This is a genomic window from Shewanella sp. T24-MNA-CIBAN-0130 (assembly GCF_040310185.1).
GTDB classification, from domain to species: Bacteria; Pseudomonadota; Gammaproteobacteria; order Enterobacterales; family Shewanellaceae; genus Shewanella; species Shewanella psychromarinicola.
This window is the reverse complement of sequence record NZ_JBEOPP010000002.1, coordinates 146,168-165,951: the sequence shown is the minus strand read 5'-3', so window position 1 is coordinate 165,951 and position 19,784 is coordinate 146,168. Positions and strand designations below refer to the sequence as shown.

At 43.3% G+C, this 19,784-nt stretch carries 19 protein-coding genes; 12 read left to right on the top strand and 7 right to left on the bottom strand.

Features of this window, described 5'->3' with window-relative positions:
- The first annotated feature begins 205 nt into the window (after positions 1–205).
- The 3 genes from AAEZ02_RS01770 (at position 206) to AAEZ02_RS01760 (ending at position 2,685) form a co-directional block, all read left to right on the top strand.
- Positions 206–574: a universal stress protein gene (locus tag AAEZ02_RS01770; protein WP_233768589.1), complete on the top strand. Its 369-nt coding sequence runs from the start codon at positions 206–208 to the stop codon at positions 572–574.
- 127 nt (positions 575–701) lie between these two features.
- A complete protein-coding gene (locus tag AAEZ02_RS01765; RefSeq protein ID WP_233768588.1) occupies positions 702–2,513 on the top strand; it encodes an alkaline phosphatase family protein in 1,812 nt (603 codons plus the stop codon).
- Between the two features lie 34 nt (positions 2,514–2,547).
- Positions 2,548–2,685: a hypothetical protein gene (locus AAEZ02_RS01760; RefSeq protein WP_164839413.1), complete on the top strand. Its 138-nt coding sequence runs from the start codon at positions 2,548–2,550 to the stop codon at positions 2,683–2,685.
- Positions 2,686–2,913: 228 nt separating this feature from the next.
- Here AAEZ02_RS01760 and greB read toward each other — a convergent pair whose 3' ends face one another.
- On the bottom strand, positions 2,914–3,393 hold the full coding sequence (greB, locus tag AAEZ02_RS01755; protein WP_351121713.1) for a transcription elongation factor GreB: 480 nt from the start codon (positions 3,391–3,393) through the stop codon (positions 2,914–2,916).
- A 215-nt stretch (positions 3,394–3,608) separates the two neighbouring features.
- Here greB and AAEZ02_RS01750 point away from each other — a divergent pair, with 215 nt between their 5' ends.
- From AAEZ02_RS01750 to AAEZ02_RS01725, 6 genes are all read left to right on the top strand, one after another.
- Positions 3,609–5,981, top strand: a complete 2,373-nt coding sequence (locus tag AAEZ02_RS01750) for a Tex family protein (protein WP_124012740.1) — start codon at positions 3,609–3,611, stop codon at positions 5,979–5,981.
- A gap of 204 nt (positions 5,982–6,185) precedes the next feature.
- A complete protein-coding gene (locus AAEZ02_RS01745; protein WP_124012739.1) occupies positions 6,186–7,853 on the top strand; it encodes a phosphoethanolamine transferase in 1,668 nt (555 codons plus the stop codon).
- A 9-nt stretch (positions 7,854–7,862) separates the two neighbouring features.
- Positions 7,863–8,342, top strand: coding sequence for a diacylglycerol kinase (locus AAEZ02_RS01740; RefSeq protein ID WP_124012738.1), 480 nt, complete (start codon positions 7,863–7,865; stop codon positions 8,340–8,342).
- Positions 8,343–8,448: 106 nt separating this feature from the next.
- Positions 8,449–9,123, top strand: coding sequence for a response regulator transcription factor (locus AAEZ02_RS01735; protein WP_124012737.1), 675 nt, complete (start codon positions 8,449–8,451; stop codon positions 9,121–9,123).
- Positions 9,123–10,553 carry a sensor histidine kinase gene (locus AAEZ02_RS01730; protein WP_351121707.1) on the top strand — a complete coding sequence of 477 codons (1,431 nt, stop codon included), beginning with the start codon at positions 9,123–9,125 and terminating at the stop codon, positions 10,551–10,553. Before AAEZ02_RS01735 ends, AAEZ02_RS01730 begins: the two co-directional genes overlap by 1 nt.
- Positions 10,554–11,015: 462 nt before the next feature.
- Positions 11,016–12,965, top strand: coding sequence for an LTA synthase family protein (locus AAEZ02_RS01725; RefSeq protein ID WP_233768640.1), 1,950 nt, complete (start codon positions 11,016–11,018; stop codon positions 12,963–12,965).
- On the opposite strand, the gene AAEZ02_RS01720 is transcribed toward AAEZ02_RS01725, so the two are convergent.
- Complete coding sequence (locus tag AAEZ02_RS01720; protein ID WP_124012734.1) at positions 12,957–13,466, bottom strand: hypothetical protein; 510 nt, start codon at positions 13,464–13,466, stop codon at positions 12,957–12,959. The genes AAEZ02_RS01725 and AAEZ02_RS01720 overlap by 9 nt on opposite strands.
- 77 nt (positions 13,467–13,543) lie before the next feature.
- Positions 13,544–14,332, bottom strand: a complete 789-nt coding sequence (bioH, locus tag AAEZ02_RS01715; RefSeq protein WP_351077193.1) for a pimeloyl-ACP methyl ester esterase BioH — start codon at positions 14,330–14,332, stop codon at positions 13,544–13,546.
- A 43-nt stretch (positions 14,333–14,375) separates the two neighbouring features.
- On the opposite strand from bioH, the gene AAEZ02_RS01710 reads away from it, so the two are divergent.
- Together AAEZ02_RS01710 and nfuA are read left to right on the top strand one after the other, a co-directional pair.
- On the top strand, positions 14,376–15,182 hold the full coding sequence (locus AAEZ02_RS01710) for a ComF family protein (RefSeq protein ID WP_351077196.1): 807 nt from the start codon (positions 14,376–14,378) through the stop codon (positions 15,180–15,182).
- A 230-nt stretch (positions 15,183–15,412) separates the two neighbouring features.
- On the top strand, positions 15,413–15,991 hold the full coding sequence (gene nfuA, locus AAEZ02_RS01705; RefSeq protein WP_101033177.1) for a Fe-S biogenesis protein NfuA: 579 nt from the start codon (positions 15,413–15,415) through the stop codon (positions 15,989–15,991).
- A 77-nt stretch (positions 15,992–16,068) separates the two neighbouring features.
- Here nfuA and AAEZ02_RS01700 read toward each other — a convergent pair whose 3' ends face one another.
- The 3 genes from AAEZ02_RS01700 to dinF all read right to left on the bottom strand — a co-directional run bounded on the left by AAEZ02_RS01700 (position 16,069) and on the right by dinF (position 18,042).
- Positions 16,069–16,398, bottom strand: a complete 330-nt coding sequence (locus AAEZ02_RS01700; protein WP_351077199.1) for an FKBP-type peptidyl-prolyl cis-trans isomerase — start codon at positions 16,396–16,398, stop codon at positions 16,069–16,071.
- A 36-nt stretch (positions 16,399–16,434) separates the two neighbouring features.
- Positions 16,435–16,569: a hypothetical protein gene (locus AAEZ02_RS01695; protein ID WP_351077202.1), complete on the bottom strand. Its 135-nt coding sequence runs from the start codon at positions 16,567–16,569 to the stop codon at positions 16,435–16,437.
- A gap of 126 nt (positions 16,570–16,695) precedes the next feature.
- Positions 16,696–18,042, bottom strand: coding sequence for an MATE family efflux transporter DinF (dinF, locus tag AAEZ02_RS01690; RefSeq protein ID WP_351077205.1), 1,347 nt, complete (start codon positions 18,040–18,042; stop codon positions 16,696–16,698).
- Positions 18,043–18,056: 14 nt separating this feature from the next.
- Between dinF and AAEZ02_RS01685 the strand changes: the two genes are divergently transcribed.
- Positions 18,057–19,115: a polysaccharide deacetylase family protein gene (locus AAEZ02_RS01685; protein ID WP_101033174.1), complete on the top strand. Its 1,059-nt coding sequence runs from the start codon at positions 18,057–18,059 to the stop codon at positions 19,113–19,115.
- 42 nt (positions 19,116–19,157) lie between these two features.
- Here AAEZ02_RS01685 and AAEZ02_RS01680 read toward each other — a convergent pair whose 3' ends face one another.
- Complete coding sequence (locus tag AAEZ02_RS01680; protein WP_351077209.1) at positions 19,158–19,781, bottom strand: SCO family protein; 624 nt, start codon at positions 19,779–19,781, stop codon at positions 19,158–19,160.
- Positions 19,782–19,784 lie beyond the last annotated feature (3 nt).

Sequence of the window (19,784 nt, the reverse complement as noted above, 5' to 3'; positions counted from 1 at the left end):
AACAGAAAAGTTAGACTGGGCGGTCTGCTATATAACAAGAAACGCACAAAAGTCACAACAGAGAAAATCTAGAAAAGGCATAACGTTAGATGGGATTTTTGCAGGCCTTAATGCTTAAGGTCCAGTGTATGAGCGCGTTATAAGGTGCTACACCCAAAACGATGGCGCCAATAATCTGCATCGCTGCAATAGCACTAAGGTGTAGATGACAAATGTGATTGCCTGTATTGACGGTTCAAAAGCAACCTTGGCCGTATGTGATGCCAGTGGCTGGGCTGCTGAGCAATTAAATGTCCCTGTGACCCTATTACATGTATTGGATAAACCCGCTTATCCTACCGAGCTGAATTTATCGGGGAACATAGGTTTAGGTACGCGTGAGCACTTGCTCGCCGAAATGGTTGAACTTGAAGAACGCCGCGGCAAACTAGCACTCGAGCCGGCTAAGTATATGCTGCAAGATGCAACCCCCCGGGTGTTTGAAAGACACCCCACAGTAGCGATCGACCCACTGCAGCTGACTCGATGGCTAACAAATACCCTTGTCAATTTTACAGTAAATGCCTTCATATGAGGCAAGGTCAACGTGGTGATCATCGCGGCGTTCAACGCGCAATGAGATGAAATAGCTTGTTCAAATCAACCTTGACTACGGCTTTATGCTTCCTATACTCAAAAGTGATCTCAAAAAGGAGCCGCTAATGCAAGTTAAGCCAGATAGGCACAACACAGGTACATTCATTGCGATAATGATGATGTGCGTATTGATGATTATCACATCGCCTGTGGTAGCAAAAGAGGCACCTGCTCAACCGCGGCTGATATTACAGATCACCGTCGATGCGCTGCGTGGCGATCTGTTAAATCGATATGACAAGGTACTGGGTGAGGGCGGGTTCCGTTATCTGCTGGATAACGGGATCAACTATAACAATGCCCACTATCAGCACGCCAACACCGAAACTATTGTTGGACATACTTCCCTAGCAACCGGTGCTGCGCCAGCTGCTCATGGCATGGTGGCTAATGTCTGGTTTGATCGTGATAAAGACCGCCTAGTCTATAACATCGAAGATGCGAACTATCATCTGCTCACAGCTGGCGCTGATGTCGATAAGCAAACCGAGATCGACCCGACGCAAAAAACCGCCAAGGTCGATGGTCGCTCACCCAACAATATTATGACTTCAACGCTCAGTGATGAGATCGCAATCAGTTTTGCCGGCCGTTCTAAAATATTTGCGGTGTCGGTCAAAGACCGTGGTGCGGTGGCACTCGCCGGACATGCCGGCAAAGCGTTCTGGTTTTCCAAGGCCAGCGGTGAATTTGTGACCAGTAATTATTATTACGATCGTTATCCCGACTGGGTCGTTGAATGGCATACCCGCAAACCGGCCAACGCCTTCGCCGATAAATCATGGCAACTGCTGCGTAAACCTTCCGACTATCTGTTTGCTGATGCCGATGATCGCGAGTACGAGACCGATCTCGCGGGTTTTGGCCGCGTCTTTCCCCATGCCTTTGGTCAGGCCGATGATAAGTATTTCACCACCAAACTGACACTTAGCCCCGCCGGTGATGCACTGACGCTGGATTTTTCCAAGACATTACTCGATAAAGAAAAACTCGGCCAAGATGACGTGCCGGATTATCTCGCCATCAGTTTTTCATCAACCGATTATGTCGGTCATATCTTCGGTGCATCGAGTCTGGAGAGCGAAGACAATATTGCCCAACTTGATCGTACACTGGCGGATCTGTTTGCCTATGTTGATAAAAAAGTCGGCCTGGAAAATACTCTGATTGTGTTATCTGCTGATCATGGTCAACCAGAGGTTCCCGGTTATCTGCATGGCAACGGCATCGCCAAGGCGAGCTACTTTGATGTCGAGGCACTGGATAACAGCTCGGCAATCGCGGCGATAAAACAACAGTTCGGTTTGCTCGTGACGCCAGCAGAGAAGTTAGGCGATAAGTCCGGTGAGCCATCGGATACGGCTTCAGCTCACGCTAATAATAAGCCAAAGCAAGCAAAGCTAATCGAAGCGTATTTTCATCCTTACCTTTATCTCAATCATAAACTGATCGATAAAAAAGGCTTGGATCAAGCGGCAATAGAGCAAACGCTGGTTGATGAACTGCTCAAATTTGATGGCATCGCTTATGCGGTATCGAGCGCAGCATTGCGCACCAATAGCGTGCCAGATAATGCGATGATACGTTCAATCAAAAGCAACTATCACCCGAAACGCTCCGGCGATATCTATGTGGTTTTCCAGCCCGATGTGTTCATTAATGATTTCGATGGCCTAACCGTGTCTTCAACCCATGGTTCGCCCTGGCGTTACGATACCTTCGTGCCAGTGATCTTTGCCGGTGCGGGTTTGTCTGCTGCGACGGTGAGTCGTGCCATTACGCCTTATGATATCGCGGCGACAATCACGACGTATCTCAACATAAAACCACCATCGGGTTCGACGGGAACGCCGCTTAAGGAAGTGTTGGCCAAGTAGCGCAAGCTGGAATAATGAATGACTTTATGGAGAAATGACTTTATGGCTAAATGATGCGAGCAGGGTGGTGATTACTGGCGCAAGTCTTGGAGCAGTTCTTGAAGACGAAAAGTCATATGCCGAACAAGATGACAAGTTGACAAGATCACAAACCGATGGCCTGTTACCGTAAGCGTGGATAAACCCAGTTCGATATGGCTTAGTTGCAGTGGTTTTGAAACGTTAAAGACTCTGTTTAGATTATGCTGGCTCATTAAGTTAACGTTAGCCTGCTTTGGGCGCCATGTTTAACGCACTATATTTAACGCACCTTGATACGGATTAGCCTGTGCGACTCCCGCCTTAACGCGGCATTAGTGAGAGCGTTGCTCATTTCAGCTGTCTTGACACCCATTGACGGCTACTCTTGCTGATAAGTGATTTTATTGATGTACCAGGTTTTATCGCCTTGAGGCGTGCTGACAACCGCATCATCGTCGACCTGTTTTTTGAGCAGGGCGCGGGCCATGGGTGAGTCAATTGAGATGTAGCCTTTGTGTTGGTCGTAAATTTCGTCAGGGCCGACAATCTTAAAGGTTTTAATGTCACCGGCATCGTTTTCAATCTCAACCGTGGCGCCAAAAAACACTTTGCCTTCTTGCTCGGGATCGTAATAGACAATCTTCAGTTCGGGCAACAGCTTGCGTAAATAGCGTACCCGGCGATCGATTTGGCGTAACAAGCGCTTGTTAAAGGTGTAATCAGCGTTTTCAGAGCGATCCCCAAGACCTGCCGCCCAAGTGACAATTTTAGTGACTTCAGGACGTTGTTCTTTCCACAAATAGTCATGCTCAATTCTGAGTTTATTGTAGCCTTCTAAAGTGATTAACTTAGTTTTCACGCTGGATACTCTTTAATATTCTCGATTAACGGTAGGATTTTATGTTGCGCCGCAATATTCATCTCTGTGTTTTAGCACTTCATGTCCGATGATGCATTCTTTTTATCGATTATCTATAAACACATAATAAAGCCTTTCGTACTAGCAGCGAAAGGGTGGTCTTTATGGTATCTTTGGCATAATTTTATTTTAAACCATGTCGAATTCGATTGATTATGCATAATATTGCCCAGATTATCGCTCAAGAACTTAATGTCCGTGAACAACAGGTCACTGCGACCATTGCGCTATTAGATGATGGTGCGACAGTGCCGTTTGTGGCGCGTTATCGTAAAGAAGCTACCGGTGGCTTAGATGACACTCAATTGCGTAACTTGTTTTCACGCTTAGGTTATTTACGTGAGTTACATGATCGCCGCCAGGTGATTTTGTCGAGTATTGGCGCTCAAGGGAAATTAACCCCAGCGTTAACTCAAGCGATTAATGACGCCGACAGCAAAACCCGTCTTGAAGATTTATATCTGCCATACAAACCTAAGCGTCGCACCAAGGGCCAAATTGCCATCGAAGCCGGTATTGAACCGCTTGTTGATGCCGTATTAGCCGATCGCCAATTAGATATTGATACCAAAGCCACTGAATTTATTAATCCACAAGCTGGATTTGCCGACACCAAAGCGGTACTTGATGGTGCGCGTTATATTTTAATGGAGCGCTTTGCCGAAGATGCAGAATTACTGCGTAAAGTTCGTCAGCATTTAGTACCGCAAGCCGTGCTTGAAAGCCGCATGGTCAAAGGTAAAGAAAAAGAAGGCATTAAATTCCGCGATTATTTTGAACACAATGAAGTGATGAGTAAAATCCCATCGCATCGCGCCCTAGCCATGTTGCGTGGTCGTAATGAAGGCATGTTAAAGCTGTCGATGAACGCCGACCCCGATACGCAAGCGACTGAAGGCAGTTATTGTGAGGTGATTATTAGCGATCACTTTGGGTTAGTACTGAGCCACTCTAGTGTTGATGAATGGTTGAAAACCGTGGTGACTTCGACATGGCGGATTAAAGTTGCCTTGCAAATGGAAACCGAGTTTATTGCTAAGATGCGTGAAAGCGCAGAAGAAGAAGCCATTAGAGTGTTTGCCCGTAACTTAGGCGATTTACTGATGGCAGCACCTGCGGGTGCTAAAGCGACCATGGGACTGGATCCTGGCATTCGTACCGGGGTGAAAGTCGCGATTGTGGATAACACCGGTAAGCTGGTGGCGCACACGACTATTTTCCCCCATGCACCGCAAAACTTGTGGGACAAATCAATTCGCACCTTAAGTAACTTAGTGACGATGCACAAAGTGGAGATTATTGCGATTGGAAATGGCACCGGCTCGCGTGAAACTGACAAGCTAACCGGCGAGTTAATCGCTGCCGTGAAAGAAACGCATCCGACGTTGACCAAAGTGATGGTGAGTGAGGCGGGTGCATCTGTGTATTCAGCCTCAGAGTTTGCCGCTAATGAGTTTCCTAATCTTGATGTGTCTATTCGCGGTGCGGTATCAATTGCGCGTCGCTTACAAGATCCGCTGGCCGAACTGGTAAAAATTGAACCCAAAGCCATTGGCGTGGGGCAATATCAACATGATGTTAGCCAAAGCCAGTTATCGCAGTCGCTCGATGCCGTCGTCGAAGATTGTGTTAATGCTGTGGGTGTTGACTTAAACATGGCATCGGCAGCGTTATTGGCCCAAGTGGCTGGGTTAACTAAAACCTTAGCGAGAAACGTGGTTGATTTTCGTGATACCAACGGCCAATTTACCAACCGGAAGCAATTATTGAGTGTGGCACGTTTAGGGCCTAAGGCTTATGAACAAGCGGCAGGCTTTTTACGTATTCGCAATGGTGATAATCCACTGGATTCATCATCAGTTCACCCTGAAGCGTACAGTTTGGTCGAGTCGATTGCTGGTGCTAAGTTATTGTCTTTAACTCAACTGATTGGCAATAGCGATTTATTAAAACAGATTAACGCTGCCGAGTTTGTTACCGACGCATTTGGCGTGCCGACCATTAACGATATTCTAGCTGAGCTAGACAAGCCTGGGCGCGACCCGCGTGGTGAGTTTAAAACGGCTACTTTTAAAGACGGTATAGAAGAGTTAAAGCATCTTAAAGTCGAAATGATATTAGAAGGTGTGGTGACCAATGTGACTAACTTTGGTGCCTTTGTGGATGTGGGCGTGCATCAAGATGGACTAGTGCATATTTCATCGTTAACAGACAAGTTTGTTAGTGACCCACATACTGTGGTTAAAGCCGGTGATGTGGTTAACGTCAAAGTGATGGAAGTGGATATTGAACGTCGTCGCATTGCGTTAAGCATGCGTCTTGATGAAAAAATCGATGCCGAAAAAGCGACCCGACAGTCGGCAGGCAAACCCCAAAATAGTTACCAGAAAAAGCCTGCTACGGGTCAGCCTGCAGCCAATGGCAAAAGTGCTGGTCATAATAAATCGGCCAGCAAGCCAGTTAAAGCGCCGCAAAATGCGGCGATGGGTGATGCTTTTGCAAATGCCTTTGCTAAACTCAAGAAATAGTAAATTATTGCTTAGAGTAAACCGTATTTTAATAAAGCATTGATTATTAAAGCTCTTTCATCTTAGATGTTAGGGCTTTTTTGTTTTTTAGCGAGGTGTTTAAAACTGAATTAACCAGACAGTAACAATTCAGTTTTTATTAAGTAAATCTTAAGTTTCAAAGCGGAATATCAGCGCCAGTCAAGTTTATTGCGAGTGGCAACATTGAAATTACTAACGCAAACACTATCCCGTATCACCCCCAAAAGTGTCAGTTATGAGGCGATGACCTGCATTATCGCTGTGTATTTTGGTTTGGTATTAAATTTTCCGTTAATCCGTAAAATCTATCGATTATCAGCAGATGGCCACGTGTTGTTTTCGCTGTCACCAGCAATTTTGCTCACAAGTTGTTTTGTGCTGATATTTAGCTTATTTGCGTTTAAATTTGTGTTTAAACCGGTGATGATTGTGTTGTTGCTTTCGTCGTCAGCCGCTATGTATGCCATGTTAAAATATAATGTCATGTTTGATTACGGCATGATTGAAAATATTTTTGAAACTAATTCAAGCGAAGCATTCTCATATATCAGCTTATCTTCAGTTGGTTATGTGTTGGTGTTAGGGGTATTACCTTCTATATTGCTTGTCAGTACTAAAGTCACCAGCGGCCCTTCGTTTATTAAAGCGGTGATTCGCCGCGTTGGTTTTACGGTTATCAGTTTAGTGGTTCTGGGGATGATGGTGGTGTTTTTCTATAAAGATTATGCATCGGTAGGGCGCAACAATAGCTATCTTAATAAGATGATTATTCCTGCGCATATTTTCAATACGGTTAAATACCTAAACCAACGTTACTTTACTGAAAAGTTAACCTTTAACCCTATTGGTCAAGATGCACAGTTAACCCCTAGTGCGAATGGTAAACCTACACTTATGGTACTTGTTGTAGGCGAAACCGCTCGAGCACAAAATATGGCTTATAATGGTTATCAGCGTAATACCAACCCTTACACTGAAAACCTCGACATTATTGCCTTACAAAACGTGTCGTCGTGCGGCACGGCAACAGCACATTCATTACCTTGCATGTTTTCAAATCTAATCCATGACAATTACAATCGTGAAGTTGCCGATGCACGAAATAATGTGCTTGATGTGATTAAAGCGGCCGGTGTCAATGTGACGTGGTTTGACAATGACGGTGGTGATAAAGACGTCGGATCACATATTAAGAAGATAGATATTTCGCCGAGTGAGGCAAACCCATTATGTGATGGTTCAAGTTGCTATGATGAGATTTTAGTTGAAAAGCTCAGTCAAAAATTACAACAACAAAGTGAGGCAAGCGCGGCATCGGGTAAAAAGTTAGATAATCAATTTATCGCCTTACATACTATCGGTAGCCATGGGCCGACTTATTGGCAGCGTTACCCAGCCGATAAAGCTTTATTCACTCCAGCTTGTAGCCGCAGCGACATTGAAAACTGCAGTGACCAAGAGATTGTAAACGTATACGACAACACCCTTGCCTATACCGACTTTGTGTTGGCAAAAACAATTAACTTACTTAAGCAGTACCAAGACAAATATAATGTCGCACTGGTGTATTTGTCTGATCACGGTGAGTCTTTGGGTGAAAGTGGTATGTATTTACACGGCACGCCTTATAGCATTGCGCCAAGCCAGCAGACCCATGTGCCTTGGTTTATGTGGTTACCGCAAGACTACACACAAGCAAAAGGGGTTGATCGTAAATGTATTGCCGAGCACGCCTTAAGTGGCTCTTATTCCCATGACAACTTGTTCCATACTTTATTAGGGCTTTACGGTGTAAGCAGTTCGGTGCGAGATCCAAAATTAGACATCACCACCGATTGTAAAATAACCTAGGGTATACCCATGACAACATCAGTTTCATCATCTACATCTGATGGTAATGTAATCAAGAATGTAATCAAGAATGTAACAAAGAATGTAACAAAGAACGCAACAAAAAGTGTTACGGCTAAGCAGACAAGAGTTGTGGTAAAACGCCATGGCATTATGCGTTTACTGTATACCTGTAAACATACTTTTAATGGTTTAAAGTGGATGTGCCGAAATGAAGCGGCATTTCAGCAAGAAATATTACTGTTTATCCCATTGACTGTGTTTGCCTGTATGGCAAATATTAGCGCGCCGCAATCTGCCATATTGGTACTGGCATTACTATTTGTATTGTTCGCTGAGTTGGTCAATACGGCTATCGAAGTGGTGGTAGACCGCATTGGCTTGGAGTTTGATACCTTGTCAGGGTTAGCAAAAGACATCGCGTCGGCATTTGTTTTTCTGAGCATGCTAATGGCAGCAATTGTGTGGTGGGTTATTTTGTGGGCATAATTATGAGCAAGCTATAGTGGTTAATATCAGTGATGACTGACCGAAATGATCAATAAATAGTGTTAGCAAAAAACGGTATTAGCCTAGTTATTATAAAGGACACTCAATGAAAGTGTTGTTGATTGAAGACTCTGAAGCGCTGCGTCGCGGCATTAGAGTTGGGTTAGATCATTTAGGTTACACCGTTGATGAAACCGGTGATGGTTCTGAGGGCTTAAGTATGGCGCTCACTAACCAGTATGACTTTATTATTTTAGATTTAATGTTGCCTAATGTAGATGGGCTGAGTTTGTTGAAAAGCATCCGTAAACTAGGTAATCAAACGAAGGTGATTATTTTATCGGCTAAATCTCAAGCCGAAGATCGGGTGACGGGGCTATTGGCGGGTGCAGATGACTATCTGTGCAAACCTTTTTCTTTCGATGAATTACAAGCGAGATTAATGACCCTTGGCCGTCGTGGTGGGCTGAATCAACAAGCCAAAACGATTTGTATTGCTGATTTTGTGCTTGATACCAGTAACAAATCTCTTTATGCCAATGGCCACTATATCGATCTGACTAAAAACGAATTTAAAATTGTTGAGTATTTATTTAGTAATCCTAAACAATTACTCAATCCTGAACAAATTAGTGAAGCGGTTGTGGGCTCATTTAACCATTTGTCGAAAAATACCATCGAGGCTCATTTATCGTCAGTGCGAAAAAAAGCCAAAGCAGTTGGATCAACCCTACCAATTAAAAATAAACGTGGTTTTGGCTATTTTGTGGGTGAACATTAATGAGATCGTTAAGCACGCATTTAGTGAACACCATGACATATGTGGTCTCAGCGATTTTAATTTTAGTGTTTCTTGCCATTGATATCAGCATAGATAACTGGGTTGATGTTGAATTTGACAGTGCTCTCACCGATAAGTCTAATTACCTAAAAACATTAGTAAAAGTGACTAAAAATGGCACAGAGTTTGATTTTGCAGGTGAGTTTATGCCCGAATTTGGCATCTCAACGAAAGCGAGTTTTTTCCAGTTATGGCAAGGCGATGCAGTTTTTGAGCGTTCGGAGTCGTTAAGCCAGTTTCCAGATATGGATTTATTAAAACAAGACCTGCCATTAAACAGTGAAATCTTTGCTGATGTGGTGTTACCAGATGGCAGAGATGGTCGCGCTATGGTGTCTTATTTTGAGCCGCAAGTTCCTAGCAATAGCTCAATACTAGCGAGTAAAATTGAGCCTATGTGGCTCACTATTGCGATTGCTACCACAGATTTAACCCAGATTTCGGTGATCATTGATTCTAGTTTAGCGATTGGTTTATTGCTGGTGATTGTGTTGATCCGTTGGGCTGTGGTTAAGGTCATTTATCGGGGATTAATGCCACTTAACGAATTAAATCTGGCGTTAAAAAACGTCGATGTAACCCAAAAACACATCCCATTATCGTCGCATTTTGAGCGTTATACTGAGATTGAGCCAATACGCAACGAACTGAATAAGTTTATTCAGTTAAGCCAGCAATACTTACAAACAGAAAAGCGCATTACCGCCGATATTGCTCATGAATTGAAAACCCCTATCAGTGAATTGATCAGCTTAAGCGAGATCTACATTCGTTATCCAGATGATCAACGTATTGGTGTGAGTTATAAACAAGATGTACTCAATATTAGTTTACGGATGAAAACGATAGTCAATAATCTATTACTATTGCAACAAGCCTCATCTGAAAATATTAATCTCCATCGACAAGATATCTATATTAACGCCTTGATGGATCAAATTGTTGATGAGTTAGCATTTAAGTTCGCGACTATCCATTCTCGCTTGAATATTGACAATCGAGCTTCCAATGATCACTGTTTTGCTGATGAGTTTTCTTTACACCTCATTCTAAGCAACTTATTTGATAATGCGCTCTACTACAGCCCATCAGACTCGGCGATTCAAATATGCTTAGTATCCGATGACCAAGGCTTAACGATAAGCGTTGAGAATCAATTGGTGACCGCCATCAAGGCTAATGATTTACAACGACTCACATTACCATTATTTCAAACCGAACGGTCGCGCTCAAATAGTGAACGTCATGGATTAGGATTGGCGATAGTGGAAAATATCGCTAAATTGAATGGGTTTGAATTTTACTTTACGTTGGTTTCCTCTGACAAAATTAGGTTTAGTCTGCACATCCCAGCAATCGCTGACGGCTAAACAAGATTGTTCTAATGCAGATCACATTGAAGTGATAAATGATTGAGCCGAATCGTTAGTAAAAGGTTAATATAGGTCGATTGTCACTGAACTTTGATAGTCAATTAGAGTCCTAGGTTCAGAACGTTTTAGTGTCAGAGATCTCACCTCTTATGAGTGTTAGTTAATATATTGATAAAGATAGCAATATATTTTTAATTTGATTGGGTTAATCAAACCGTAAAGACGACACTTATCAAGGTAAATCGACCTTGAGAACGAGCATTAATCTGTTGTAAATAACAAACATGCTACGTTTGGCACGACTTGTTGAATATAAATGACGTATGTAGTAATAAAAAAACAATAATATTGGAGCAATAAATGGCTGTAAATTTCTTTGGGCTTAGCGAACGTTCTTCGTCGCTATCCACACCACACACTTCGCGAAGTTTACTCCAAGTCATTATTATATTCAGTGTTATGTCACTTATTATCTTGAGCCTAAGCCGCCTAGGTTTGTCTTTGTGGCAGGCCGACCGCGTCAGTGATGCGCAAGGTTGGGGTTATATTTTTATTCAGGGGCTGCGCGTTGATTTTGCTTCAGTGTGTTGGTTATGGGGCATAGCAGCTTTAGGAACCGTAGTGTTTTCTGGGGAGCATTTAGTTGGCCGAGCTTGGGTGATGATATTACGAGTGTGGTTAACACTAGGTTTATGGGTGATTATTTTTCTTGAAGCCTCCTCGCCGTCATTTATTGCCGAATATGGCTTTAGACCTAACCGTTTATACGTAGAATATTTAGTTTATCCAAAAGAAGTATTATCTATGCTATGGGCTGGGCGTAAAGCTGAGCTTATCCTTTCTGGATTGATCACTATCGGCAGTTTGTGGGGGGGGTGGTGGTTTAGCGGTAAACTCACTCAGCGTATTTGTTACCCTAAATGGTATTGGCGCCCAGTGGTGGCGGTGATGGTCATTGCGATTACGATACTAGGTGCGCGTTCATCATTGGGGCACCGTCCGCTTAATCCTTCACTGGTGGCATTTTCTGACGATCCGTTAATTAATTCCTTAGTTCTTAACTCATCTTTTTCATTAATTTTTGCGATTAAGCAGATGGGTAATGAACAAGATGCATCGAAAGTGTATGGCAAACTACCCTATGATAAAGTGATTGATATTGTGCGCCGTGAAAGTGGTCGGCCACTGAGTGCATTTACCTCAGCAGATATACCGTCGTTGTCATTTAATCAAGCTAGTTATAGCGGTAAACCGAAGAACCTTGTGATCATTTTACAAGAAAGCTTAGGTGCGCGTTTTGTGGGTAGTTTAGGTGGCTTACCGTTAACCCCCAATATTGATGAGTTATCTCAACAAGGGTGGTTTTTTGAAAACTTATACGCGACAGGTACGCGCTCGGTAAGAGGTATTGAGGCGGTGACAACCGGTTTTACGCCAACGCCAGCAAGGGCGGTCGTTAAGCTAGGTAAAAGCCAAACCGGCTTTTTTACCATTGCGGATTTATTAAAACAACATGGCTATACCACGCAGTTTATTTATGGCGGCGAAAGTCATTTTGATAATATGCGCAGTTTCTTTTTAGGCAATGGTTTTTCCGATATTGTTGATCAAGGTGACTATAAGGACCCAGCGTTTATAGCGTCTTGGGGAGTCTCTGATGAGGATCTATTGTTCCGCGCCGATGAAGAGTTTTCGCGAATGCACAAAGAAGGTAAGCCATTCTTTAGTTTAGTGTTTAGCTCAAGCAACCATGATCCGTATGAGTTCCCTGATGATCGAATTGAGCTGTATGAACAACCGCAGTACACCATGCACAACGCGGTAAAATATGCCGATTATGCCTTGGGTGAGTTTTTCAAGAAAGCCAAAAAATCAACGTATTGGAAAGATACTTTATTTTTGATTATAGCCGATCACGATAGTCGTGTTGGCGGCGCAGCATTAGTGCCTGTGTCTCGTTTTCGTATTCCTGGGCTTATTTTAGGCGACGGTATTGATATGAAGCGAGACCCTCGTATTGTCAGCCAGATTGACATGGCGCCGACGTTAGTTTCTTTGCTTGGCATTTCTGATAATTATCCGATGTTAGGCCGTGATTTAACCAAAGAACCAGATTCTTGGCCTGGCCGAGCGATGATGCAGTACAATCAAAACTTTGGTTTATTAGAGGGGGATAAAATGACAATTTTACAACCTGAATTACCTCCAGAAAGTGTGATGTACGATTTTGCTACAGAAAAAATGACACCGACGACATTGGATGAGACACAAGCGGAAGCGGCATTAGGGTGGGCGTTATGGGGCAGTTTGGCCTATAACAAAATGTTGTATCGTACGGCGAATACAGAGGCTAAGCCAACACTCTCTGATATAACGACCACCGAAAAAGCCACCGAAGTATCACGCTAATATTTGTAACTGAGACTCATTGTTTGGCGCGGATTGTTGTTGATAGAATTGACCAATCCGTTGGCCAAATTGCTGATAGGTCGCTTTTGATACGCCAGCGTCGATGAGTTGGCGCTGCCAAGGTTCCGCTGTTTTTTTTGCGGCCACCGTTTGGGTTTTTAGCTGAATATCTTTACGTTGCAATGCCGGTGTATGGCTTGCCATAACTCTGATTGTCTTAACACTAACAGCTTGTGCTGCGGCGGATTTAGGGGCAACAGATTGTTGTTGGGTGAGGTTTTGTTGCTGGCGCTTGGCCTGTTCTTGCTGTTGTTTTTTTTCTGCGACGATATAAGCCGTAGCGCGTTCATTTTGTGGATTTAATGATCGCTCTCGGTGGCCTTTAGCCGGTTCTTGCGGTGGAAGGATCGGCGGTTTTTGTTGGTTGTCCACTCGCGCAAGATCCGTTGCAACATTTGACGTTGCTAGCGGCACTTGCGGATAATGAGTGGTGATAATCATCTTGACCTTGCCAATACGATGTCCTGACTAAATTATAGTCAATATTTCGCTAAGGCTAAAGCGCTATTAGGTTATTTTTAGCTGTATTTTGTGATCCAAGGTAATAAATGGCCTAAAAAAGCATCTGGATGGGAAATAAACGGCGCATGGGATGCCTTATGGATCACCACATCTTCAATGTTGTCACTGTTAGGTAATGCAGTGATAATCTTTCTCGGCACCAAACTATCTAACTTGCCCCATATACGTAACCACGGTTGCTCTATTTGAGCGATCGTTGCCCGTAAATCCACTTGCGCTAACATATCCAATCCTTGCGACAATGCTTGTTGTGTCGGTAATGGTTTATTTAACACTAAGTTTTTGATGTGTAGAATATCGGATTTTGGATTATCACTTCCCATGGCTTGGATCGCCAAAAAGCGTTCTACTGTGCGGAATAAATCGTGGCTTAATTGGCTTGAAAACTGTGCTAACACCTGTGGCTGGATCCCAAACCAAGCTGGGGCTAAGTTGTTGGCTTCGCGAGCCATAAAACAGGGTGATGAGGCAATAGTGACTAATGCTGCCACTGACTCTGGGTTGTTAATGGCAACTTGGCTAGCAATCAATCCACCTAATGACCAACCTATCCAAATAGCCTGCTGTGGAAGTTGTTCAGCCAACGCTTGTGCCCACTGGGTAATGTCACCATCGATATTGGGGCTCAAACCAAAACCCGGCAAATCAACATAATGCACTCTATACTGTTGCAATGCGTTTTTTAATGGACTGAAGACTTGGTTATTCACCCCCCAACCGTGTAATAACACGATGTCTTGGCCTTGAGAGCCTTCGGTATCAATATGCAATGCAGGAAAACTCACGGTTAATACCTCTTTTGAGCCTATTTAATGGAATGAATAGCCAATGCCGCCAATCAATAATTCAGTCAACATCGCCCACGTATTACGCTTATGCACCAACAGTGTTCAGCGTGCAAGAGTCATTTTACTGGCCAGTTTACCCAACCGTTGCTTGCTGTGCCAGCAAAGGATAGAGCAAACGGGTTATCAGCAATTGTTTCCTAATCAAGTACTCACGGGTGTTTGCCAAGAGTGCTTAGCGGCGAGTTTGTATCAGCATGAAGTGTGTTTAGGTTGTGGTCGCGAAATAGCAGTGCTGCAGGCATATTGTGGTAAATGCCTTCAACACACACCCAATTGGGTTGTTGCACCTTGCAGTTATCATCAAGGGTTAGGGCCTCTTATCGCCGCGATTAAATACCAACAACAATGTGCGCCGCTTAACGCGATAACTCAGCAATTAGCTTGTCGAATCGAATTACTCATTAAACATGGCATCATTAGGCGGCCACAGGTGTTGATCCCGGTACCTTTACATCCAAATCGTTTGCGGCAGCGAGGCTTTAATCAAGCCTGGTTAATAGCGAAAGAATTAAGTCTATTAACCAATATTCCTGTCGACGACAGTTGTTTAATCAGGGTTGTTGATACTTCACCACAAACGGGATTAGCGGGTAAACAGAGGCGTAAAAACTGTCATGGTGCATTCAGATTATTGGATGGGATGACGTACCAGCGTGTCGCTTTGATTGATGATGTTGTCACTACAGGCACTACAGTGGATGAAATTGCGCGATTATTTAGTACACAATTTGTCCATGTACAAACTTGGTGCCTTGCGCGTGCTGAAGCGCCCGGATTGTTAGATTAATTCGATTTTAATAATAACCAGTTTTATTATCTAATATAACCAGTAACTTACTCATTACTTATAAGGCTGAGGATCTTGTTTGCTGAAGTTTATTTGGCTTAAAAAACTTTGCACTAGATCATTTTTTTAAGATCTTGTCTCACTGACACTACAAAGCCAATGCAACACAGGGTATCATAGATCTAATTCTTACTAATTTACTCAGGTATACCCTGACGGAGCAGGTTTTTATGATCACCATTTCCGATACAGCTCAGGCCCATTTCGTAAAGTTGTTGGCCGATCAGCCAGAAGGCACTCATATTCGTGTTTTCGTGATAAGTCCAGGTACCGCTCAAGCTGAATGTGGTGTGTCTTATTGTCCACCTGATGCCGCTGAAGCTGATGATGTAGAACTTCCATTTAATGGCTTCAGCGCTATGGTCGATGAAAAGAGCGCCCCTTTCTTAGATGATGCCAGCATTGATTTTGTAACCGACCAGCTTGGTTCGCAACTGACATTAAAAGCGCCTAACGCAAAAATGCGTAAAGTGTCTGGTGATGCGCCGTTAGTTGAACGTATCGAGTATGTTATTCAGTCAGAAATTAATCCACAACTTGCCAGCCACGGCGGTAACATCACCTTGATAGAAATTACTGATGATGGTGTTGCAGTATTGCAGTTTGGTGGTGGATGTAACGGTTGTTCTCAAGTTGATATCACCTTAAAAAATGGTATCGAGAAGCAGCTGTTAGATATGTTCCCAACGGAATTAACCGGCGTTCGAGATGTGACCGAACACCAGCATGGTGACCATTCTTACGCATAATAATGCCAAGATTGACGCTTGAATTGAGAAACGCGACCTTATTATGGGTCGCGTTTTTTGTTGGTATAGCTTGGACTTCAGTCGTCTCGTGTGAGCACTTCAAGTAATTCGATATCAAAAAACAAAGCTGAATTTGCTGGAATACGATCGCCCATTTGACGTTCGCCATAGGCTAGATGGGCCGGTACTGATAATTTTCGTTTACCGCCCACATTCATGCCGATAATACCCTGATCCCAGCCTTTAATGACTCTACCTGTGCCGATGACACATTGAAACGCATCAGAAGCATCAAACTGGGTGCCATCGGTTAAACGTCCACTGTAGCGGGTTGTAATTAACGCACCTTTAACTGCAGTTTTACCGTTGCCAACTTCAATGTCGGTAATAATCAATTCTTGAGTCATAGTATTCTCGTGTGTGACGACTTGGGCTATTTGAGGTTATTTTACCCCAAGATTGGTCGCTAAGAAGTGTTCTATTTCACTAGTTTTTCTTAGGCGATGTGGATTATTGCTGACATTGTGATCGCCATTTTCACGTTCGATGTCGTTAACGGGTTTATGTAAATGCTTCATTGCGGCATACATTTTTACTGGAATTAATCTCAATTAGGAGTGTCGCAGCTATTCTCTGAATTGTGGTATCAATAGGCTTCGTTCGTTCTAGTGCTATTACGGGATAAGTTTGATGACTCATAAGCACTATGATGTGGTCAGCAGTTGATACCTGAGTTTGTAGTAATAGTGCCAGCCAAGAGTCAAGCTTCGGCATAGCATGAATATTGACATCGCAGCCCACAGACTGTGGTTACCCCAATCTTGCAACACGTACCAGCAGGGGAAATAAATTCCAAAGGTGGCCAATATCATGCTATTTCGCATTATCTGCCCATGGGCGGCACCAATATATACACCATCGAATAAGTAGCAGCCAAACGCTAATATAGGCATGAAAATAAGCCAGATTAAATAATTATTTGCGGTATCTTGTACTGCTTCTATGTTGGTTAATAGCTGAATTATCCATGGCCCTGCCAACCAAAATAGCAGGCTAAATAACACCGCAACCATTGCCGACCAGCAAAATGCGAGTACTACGCTGTCATGGAGTAAGGTTGGGTTTTTTTGGCCAAATGCGCGGCCCACTTCAGCTTCGGCATAATAGGCTATGCCATCTAACGCATAAGATATCAGCATCAGTAAATTGAGCAGTACCGCATTAGCGGCAATAATGTTGTCGCCTAATCCGGCACCATAGAAAGTCATAAAGCTAAAGGCGGCTTGCAAACACAAGCTGCGGATAAAAATATCACGATTTAAGGTGAGTAAACGAGCATATCCACGCCATGATAAATGCGCGATAACTTGGCTTAATTTTAGTCCGCCCATATCAACCAGCTGGCGTTTAACCATGACTAATGCCACTGAAAAAGCACAGATATCAGCAATAACCGATGCCAAAGCCACGCCTTGCACATTCCATTTAAAGACCATAACAAACACAAGATCGAGAATAATATTGACGCTGTTAGCGATAATGAGTTGCCACATGGCTGCTTTGGGCGCTTGGCGACCAAGCAACCAACCCAGTAGCACCAAATTGGTAAGGGCAAAAGGCAATGACCAAATTCGAATTTCGACATATTGACGACAATAGAGCATCACTTGTTCGCTGGCATCACTCAGACTTAGTGCTAAATTGAGCAGGGGAGATTGCAGTATTACGCCAACTAAGCCTAAGGTTAATGCTAGGCTGCAACCTTGTATCAGTAATTGTTGCTGAGTTGAGGTATCATTAGCACCGTAGGCTTGTGCAACGAGTCCTGTGGTGGACATACGTAAAAAACCAAGCAACCAAATCATCAAGGTGATAATGGTACTGCCTAGTGCCACGCCGCCAAGATAGTAAGCTTGTTCAAGATGCCCAATTACTGCGGTATCAACTAATCCTAATAGAGGGATAGTGATATTAGACAATATCATGGGGGTCGCTAATGCTAATAATTGGCGATTTTTTTGGCGGTTGAACAGTAGTGTGCTAACAGACATAGGTATGGATAATCATGGTTAAGAAAATAGCGTTATTGTTGGCGGTGTTCAGTTTGAGTGTATTGCATTGTGATGCCAATGCCGTGGTTATTTTACAATACCATCATGTATCTGAAAACACGCCTAAAAGTACTAGTGTGACACCTAGTCAGTTTGCCGAGCAGATGCAGTACTTGGCTGATAATGATTTTACGGTGATTTCATTAACTCATGCGGTTGAGTCTCTAAAGCATAACACGGCATTAGACAATAACAGTATTGTGATCACCTTTGATGACGGCTATGAAAGTATTATTAATAATGCCGCGCCTATATTGGTGGCGCATCAGTTTCCTTATACGGTATTTATTTCTGTTGCGCCGATTGATGCGGGTTTCAAAGGGATGATGAGTTGGCAAGATATTAACACTCTGTCAGAGCAAGGGGTAACCATTGCTAACCATAGCTGGGGACACGAACATTTAATTCGCCGCCAAGGCAAAGAAACCCAAGACCAATGGCAAGTACGCGTTGAAGATAATATTCTATCGACGGAAGCGGAGATCTTAAAACGAACGGGTCAAAGTGTAAAAATGTTTGCTTACCCTTATGGTGAATACACCAACAAGCTGGAAGCTATTTTGGCTAAGCATGGTTTTGTTGGTTTTGGTCAACAATCTGGTGCGGCGGGAGAGTATGCATCATTAACCGCATTACCCCGTTTTCCGGTGGCCAATGCTTTTGCTGATTTGGCAAGTTTAACGGTTAAATTTTCCAGCTTACCTATGCCGGTTATTAAGCAAAATATAAGCGATCCACTATTAGTTTCAGGTCAATGGCGGCCTAAATTGGTGCTGACTCTCGACACTCAGGATATATATCCACATCAAGTGATGTGTTTTATTCAAGGACAAGGCGCTAAAAAACCCATTTGGTTAAGTGAAAATCGCTTATCCATTCAGGCATCATCAGATTTAGCCCCAGGACGTTCGCGCTACAATTGCACCGCACCGAGTAAAACAAAAACGGGTTATTATTGGTTTTCACAAGCGTGGATCCGCCCGCAAGATAATGGTCACTGGCTTGAAGAGTAATTTAACCTCAGCTCGGGTTAATAAGCGGTTATTCAATAATGGCTAGTGCCAAGATGCAACTATTTGAGCAAAGTCAGCAATAAGCTCAGCATTAATAATTTGTGGTAACTGGCCTGGTTGTGGCTTGGTTTTAAATACCGCAATTTTTTCAACCCTCGGTGAAACCAACACATAAGATGCGCTATGGTCTACTTGATAATCGCTGTCATCTCCTACCATGGCATACACAAAGCCTAGATCACGGCTGAATGGAAATAAATCTGTGTGTTCTGCACTGACGGCTTTAAAGTCTTTATTAAAAAAGTTGATGTAATCTAATCGTTTAGCTTGAGTGTCACGTTTAGGGTCAGCAGATACAAACACCACTTGTACATTACTGGCTATTTTTTGTAGCTTTGGGTAAGCCGCCGCAAGTTTATTTAAGGTGGTTGGACATACATCAGGGCAAGCGGTGTAACCAATAAAAAATAAACTCCATTTACCTTGCAATGTTTGGTTCGTAAACGAATTACCAAACTGGTCTGCCAATGTAAATGGGGCTAATGTGCGTGGCTGTTCAAATACATAACTGGTCGCCAGTTCCATAGGTTCGGTTTGCATTTTTTGATAAGCGACCCCACCGGCCACGACCAAAAGAAATAGCCCTACAATAATCGTTATCTTCAATGT